Origin of the sequence: Mesorhizobium sp. M8A.F.Ca.ET.208.01.1.1, assembly GCF_004791315.1 — a bacterium.
Lineage (GTDB): Bacteria > Pseudomonadota > Alphaproteobacteria > Rhizobiales > Rhizobiaceae > Mesorhizobium.
In genome coordinates this window covers 1-319 of the sequence record NZ_SRUT01000236.1, presented here as the reverse complement: position 1 = coordinate 319, position 319 = coordinate 1, and the positions used below count along the sequence as shown (strand labels likewise).

The following is a 319-nucleotide window of genomic DNA, read 5'->3' as shown; positions in this document are numbered from 1 at the left end:
AGCCTGAGCAACGTCTCGTAGCCATCGGGCACGGCGATGTCCTGGCGCGATTGCTCCCAGGTCCGGGTGAACGTGGAGGCGTGCGGCAGGAACTGCCGGCCGGCTGGCGTCAGCGTGACGCCGTCGCTGTCGCGGACGAACAGCTTGCGCCCCAACTGTTCCTCCAGGCCGCGGATGCGCGCGCTGACGGTGGACTGGGCCAGGTTCAGCCGATGGGCGGCAACGGTGAAGCTGCCATGCTCCGCGACCTCGAGGAAACTGCGCAGATTCTCGGTGTCCATGGCTTTCGCTTTCGGCTCGGCGGCAATCGAAGATTCCG

General features: G+C 66.8%; 1 protein-coding gene. It reads right to left on the bottom strand.

Annotated elements, in window-relative coordinates:
• The coding region (locus EN851_RS35080) for a LysR family transcriptional regulator (protein WP_135931101.1) at positions 1-281 on the bottom strand (281 nt) is incomplete at its 3' end.
• Positions 282-319: the final 38 nt, after the last annotated feature.